The sequence below is a fragment of the Bradyrhizobium sp. genome (assembly GCF_019242285.1).
In the GTDB taxonomy this organism is placed as follows: Bacteria; Pseudomonadota; Alphaproteobacteria; order Rhizobiales; family Xanthobacteraceae; genus Bradyrhizobium.
The window spans coordinates 1-4,535 of the sequence record NZ_JAFAVV010000524.1; the positions used below are offsets into that span (position 1 = coordinate 1).

The 4,535-nt window shown below is 60.0% G+C and carries 6 protein-coding genes; 1 reads left to right on the forward strand and 5 read right to left on the reverse strand.

What is annotated here, in order from left to right; all coding sequences use genetic code 11:
- The 5 genes from JOY90_RS20845 to JOY90_RS20865 all read right to left on the reverse strand — a co-directional run.
- Window positions 1-632 (reverse strand): CbtA family protein (locus JOY90_RS20845; protein ID WP_291692994.1); only part of this gene is annotated, 632 nt, incomplete at its 3' end.
- 42 nt (window positions 633-674) lie between these two features.
- Complete coding sequence (locus JOY90_RS20850; RefSeq protein WP_291692995.1) at window positions 675-881, reverse strand: CbtB-domain containing protein; 207 nt, start codon at window positions 879-881, stop codon at window positions 675-677.
- 267 nt (window positions 882-1,148) lie between these two features.
- Window positions 1,149-1,520: an NUDIX hydrolase gene (locus JOY90_RS20855; RefSeq protein ID WP_291692996.1), complete on the reverse strand. Its 372-nt coding sequence runs from the start codon at window positions 1,518-1,520 to the stop codon at window positions 1,149-1,151.
- Window positions 1,521-1,731: 211 nt separating this feature from the next.
- On the reverse strand, window positions 1,732-2,607 hold the full coding sequence (locus JOY90_RS20860) for a DMT family transporter (protein WP_291692997.1): 876 nt from the start codon (window positions 2,605-2,607) through the stop codon (window positions 1,732-1,734).
- A gap of 411 nt (window positions 2,608-3,018) precedes the next feature.
- Window positions 3,019-3,486 carry an Lrp/AsnC family transcriptional regulator gene (locus JOY90_RS20865; RefSeq protein ID WP_291692998.1) on the reverse strand — a complete coding sequence of 156 codons (468 nt, stop codon included), beginning with the start codon at window positions 3,484-3,486 and terminating at the stop codon, window positions 3,019-3,021.
- 155 nt (window positions 3,487-3,641) lie between these two features.
- Between JOY90_RS20865 and JOY90_RS20870 the strand changes: the two genes are divergently transcribed.
- A complete protein-coding gene (locus JOY90_RS20870) occupies window positions 3,642-4,262 on the forward strand; it encodes a LysE family translocator (RefSeq protein WP_291692999.1) in 621 nt (206 codons plus the stop codon).
- The last annotated feature ends 273 nt before the right edge of the window (window positions 4,263-4,535 follow it).

Genomic DNA, 4,535 nt, shown 5'->3' on the forward strand with positions numbered 1-4,535 from the left:
GACGCCATGCGAAACCGCCACAGCAAGACCGCAGGAAACCCCTCCGGCACTTCGTTGACGGCGGGCAGCAGGAGGCCGGCCACGACGATCACGGCGAGATAGCCCGCGGCCGCCATCAGGGTGGCGGACCACCCATCAAGCCGAGGCGCCAACCGCCGCTGCGCCATCACCGCGAGGACCATCGCGACGATTGAGACCAGCATCATCGAGAAGTAGAGGCCGGTGCGCAGCCCAATGGTCGCCGGATCGCCAACCGACGGCGGATTGGCGGGGTACTTCAGGTTGGGCACGACATACAGAGCGAGAAAGCCACCAAGCGCCAGCAGGGCCGAGACGGCGCGCGGTCTCAAGTTGCCGACGCGGCCATAGGCAACGGCGAACACCAACGCGAACAAGCCCCCGAACGCGGCCGAGTAGACCACCACGCCGGTGAACAGGCCGAGGCTCGCCTGCACCTCCCGGCTGACAAGCTCCGGCTCTGGCGCCGTGGCCGGCATGCCTCTCGCCATGTCGGCTTTCGCCCTGGCCTCGTCCATCGCCGTCTCGAACGCGATGGCCCGGTCAACTTGCGGCTCGCCCGCCAGCCTGCCAACGGCGAAGACCAGCAGGCCAGCCACGAGGCCGACCAGCATGCCCCGGACGAGAAGGGCTCTGACCATCTGCGGCGTTCCCCCTCAATGGCAGGGGAACCCAAGCAGGTGACGGCCGTCGTGGACGAACTCGTGCACATACATGCCGGGGACGATGGACGTGGCCCCCTCTTCGGCCCCGACGAAATAGAGTGCCAGCAGGAGCAGCGCGCCAAAGAGCACCCACGGCAGGACTTCACGCACCGGGATGGGCGCGGCGAGGACGTCGGGCGCAAGCGTGTGGTCGGACATCAGCGTGGCTCCTTGGGATTTTCGCGTCCCGTTGAACGTCGCCGTCCTCATAGCGGGTCTGACTCTCGCAGGCGCACGCGCGAGTGCGTGCAACGATTACAGCGACGCGACCGTGCCGGGCTTTCACCGGCTTCCGATCCATGAGCGGCGGAGAAAGCCTAGGAGGCCGTGTCTGGCGGGTCAAATGCGGCCTGTCCGTGCCTACAGGAATTTGCGTAAATCAAAACATCTGCACCAAAGCTCTAAAGAAACTCGGTGACGGATGACCTAATCGAAACTATCATGTGGCATGTAAATCCACCGATGTGCTCGACGCTTCTCTCGCCGATAGGCGACAAAGCGGACCTGACAACCGGCAAAACGTTCGATGATCACTGCAAGGCCGCTTTCGTCTACTAGCTCGGCTGCCTCATTGGCATCAAACCATCTCGTCTCCCGCTGCCCCATCTCGGGCCATGCCTCTAGCTGCCGCTCGACCCGAAACAGGTAGACGCGCACCTCGCAAAGGATGGTTCGATGCGGCAGACGCTTGGGATAATGGAAATTGCCGAGCGGCTTCTTGCCGACAATCTTGCCGATCAGTCCAGCCTCTTCGAAGGCTTCCTGAGCGGCGACCTCGGCTGGCTTCTTACCTTTCATGGGCCAGCCTTTTGGAACTACCCAGCGATGCGTCTCACGCGAAGTGAGAAAGCATGATTTGGCGCATGCCTCGGTCATCGAGCCGCCAAGGAAGAGCGGCGAACTGGAGGGAGTTTTTGCGCTTCGCCATGCCTCAAACTAGGCGGGAATCCGCCATCCCGAAATGTCGGGAAGGTCTCTACAATGAATGACCTTGCGGTCTAGCGCTCCGTTAGGCTGAGGACAGCAAGATAACGCCAACGATCAGCACACCACATCCCAGGAGTCGCCACGAACCGACCTTTTCCCGCAGGATCAGCATTCCCATGAGCGCACCAACCATCATCGACATTTCGCGCATAGGAGCCACAAGGCTAAGCGGCGCTCCGGAGCGTAGAGCCGCCAGCACCAAGATATAGGACAGGGGTGAGAGCAGCCCCACACCAACGGCGAGCCACCAATAACCGCGCATTGCATCGATGGCGCGGCGTGGGTCGGCGATCACCAGCGGGGCCAGAAGAAAAAACCGCAGCAGATTTGAGAACCAGTCCAGCAGGACTGGCGCAATACCAAGCGCCTTTACGGTGTAAGCATCAACCACCGTATAGGATGCGATTAGACCGCCGGTCGTGATTCCCCACCTGACGCCCGATTGCCCCCTTGGGCGCGTGAAGGCGGACAGATCGCCCTGCGTGGTAATAAGGCCAATTCCGGCAACCACGAGCAGCAACCCGATTACGCCATGACCGGAGGGTATTTCCCCAAGGATCAGAAAAGCGCCGAGCGTCGAGAGCATCGGGCCGGTTCCCCGCGCGATTGGGTAGACCACCGACAGGTCGGCGATCTGGTATCCACGTTGCAGACAGAGACTATAAGCCAGATGGATGAAGCCACTGAGCACAATGAAGCCGACGCCCATCGGCGACCAAGCGATACCGTCGCCTTTTCCAAGCAGATACAGCACCCATGGTGCATATACGACGCAAGCTATGAGATTGTAGGCAAAAACGAAGATCGGGCCGACCGATGCCGCCCGTTTGGCAAGTAGATTCCAACTGGCATGGACAAAAGACGCAATCACAACGAGCAGCAACGAGGCAATAGCCATCGAGACCTCCTAACGCGCCGCTGGCGCGGGTTGATCTCGACATCTCCGCCTCTGGGATTTTGTCCCTCGGGTGCAGCCGTGGAACTCCCACGGTTTCTGCAACGCTCGGTCCAGCGACGGACATTCCGTCCGGAACCCTAGTTGCCACTCTGTCGATGAGGAAATCTAGCGAAGAGAATGGACGCAATCAAGCGCTCATGCCTCTGCCTCATAATTCAAGCAGACTGTGCGAAAACTCGAACGTAAGTAGAAGTCACGATAGATTTGGTCGTCAGTAGCTGCTTATGAGCACGAATAGCTTAAGCTCGCACCCGCTTTAGACTGCAAATTGCTGATTGCCGTTACGGTATGGAGTTTTCACACAGTCTGCTTGAATTCCGCACAGAATGGCCGTCGGGATGAGGTGGAACTTCAGTCGCTGCTTACCACTAATTCGTTCGCTGTCTTGATCGACCTGAGCACGATGCATGAACGCAGCGCCGCCAACCCGCCGGTGACGGCAATCAGCCGATCAATGAAGTCACCCAACCCTTCCAGATCGCGAACGGCAACTTTCAGGATCAGGTCGATATCACCGCTTTGCATGTAGCATTCGAGCACTTCCGGCGCATCGATGACGAACTGGCGAAAGGCTTGGTTCTGCGCCCCCTGATGCTCGCGCAGACTGACGAGGACGTGGGCAAGCACAGCTAGCCCCAGCCGCTCCCGATTCAGGAGCGTGACAGTGCGGTCGATATAGCCCGACTGCCGTAACCGTTCGAGCCGCCGGGCGCACTGGCTGGCCGACAAGTGAACCTGCTCCGCAAGCTGCGCGTGCGTAAGGTCACCTGCCCGCTGGATTGCGCGCAGGATGCGGATGTCAAAAGCATCAAGGGACACTCTGCTTCTCCGCTTGCTGGATTTTCTGCATGGCGGGTGATTATATGCGAATTTTGGCGCAAATATCTGCGTATCATCGCTGAATATGCGCACAATCTGCATCGCAGATGATGAATATGTGCGGCTCACGAGCCTTCTATCCCGGTGAGCGCTGCATGATTGTCATTCCGTCCAGCTTCTATGCCTTTGTCGCCGCATCCATCCTGCTGGCGTTGGTGCCCGGTCCCGATCTGTTGTTCGTCCTGACCGAATCCATGCTGCGTGGTCGAAGAGCGGGATTGCTCGCCACCTTGGGGCTCTGTAGCGGCCTCCTCGTTCACACCACAGCCGTCGCGCTTGGTCTGGCGGCATTGGTGCAAGCCTCACCGCTCGCCTTCGCTGCCCTCCGATACGTCGGAGCCGCTTACCTGCTCTATCTCGCGTGGCGCGCGTTCCGGGCAGCGGCGATGCCCCTTCAGGCGGACGGAGCCACAACAACGCTACGCGCCATCTATGCACGCGCGGCGCTGATGAATGTCACCAATCCCAAAGTGGCAATCTTCTTCCTCGCTTTCCTGCCGCAGTTCACCGACCCTGGGCGCGGCGGCGTCATGGGCCAGATTCTCGTCCTCGGAGCCATCTTCATGGCTTGTGCGCTGTTATGCTTCTCGATTGTGTCTCTACTCGCCAATCAGGTGGGGGCTTGGATGAGGCGTGCAGCAGGGCGGGAGGCCAAGCTCAACGGCGCGGCGTCGCTAGTGTTCGTAGTGCTCGCAGCCAAGCTCGTGTTGTCTTGAGCCTGGATTAAGCAGCACGGCAGTAGCGTCATAAGCGCCATTCTGGAAAGGCAGTGGAAGATGGCGTGGGTGAACCGCTACTGCGCCTGAAGCCGCTTTGCCGCTGGCTCCGAACCGTGTTCGTCGACAGCGACTCTGTCCTGCTCGCACGCTTTCTGCTCGGCTTGAGAGCCGTTCCGGAAAGTGTAGTCTACGGAACAGGTAGTGGTCGCGATCCTGTGATTGCCTGTGGCTGGCGATCCATCCGAGAGGATGGCTCCGTCATCTGATCGG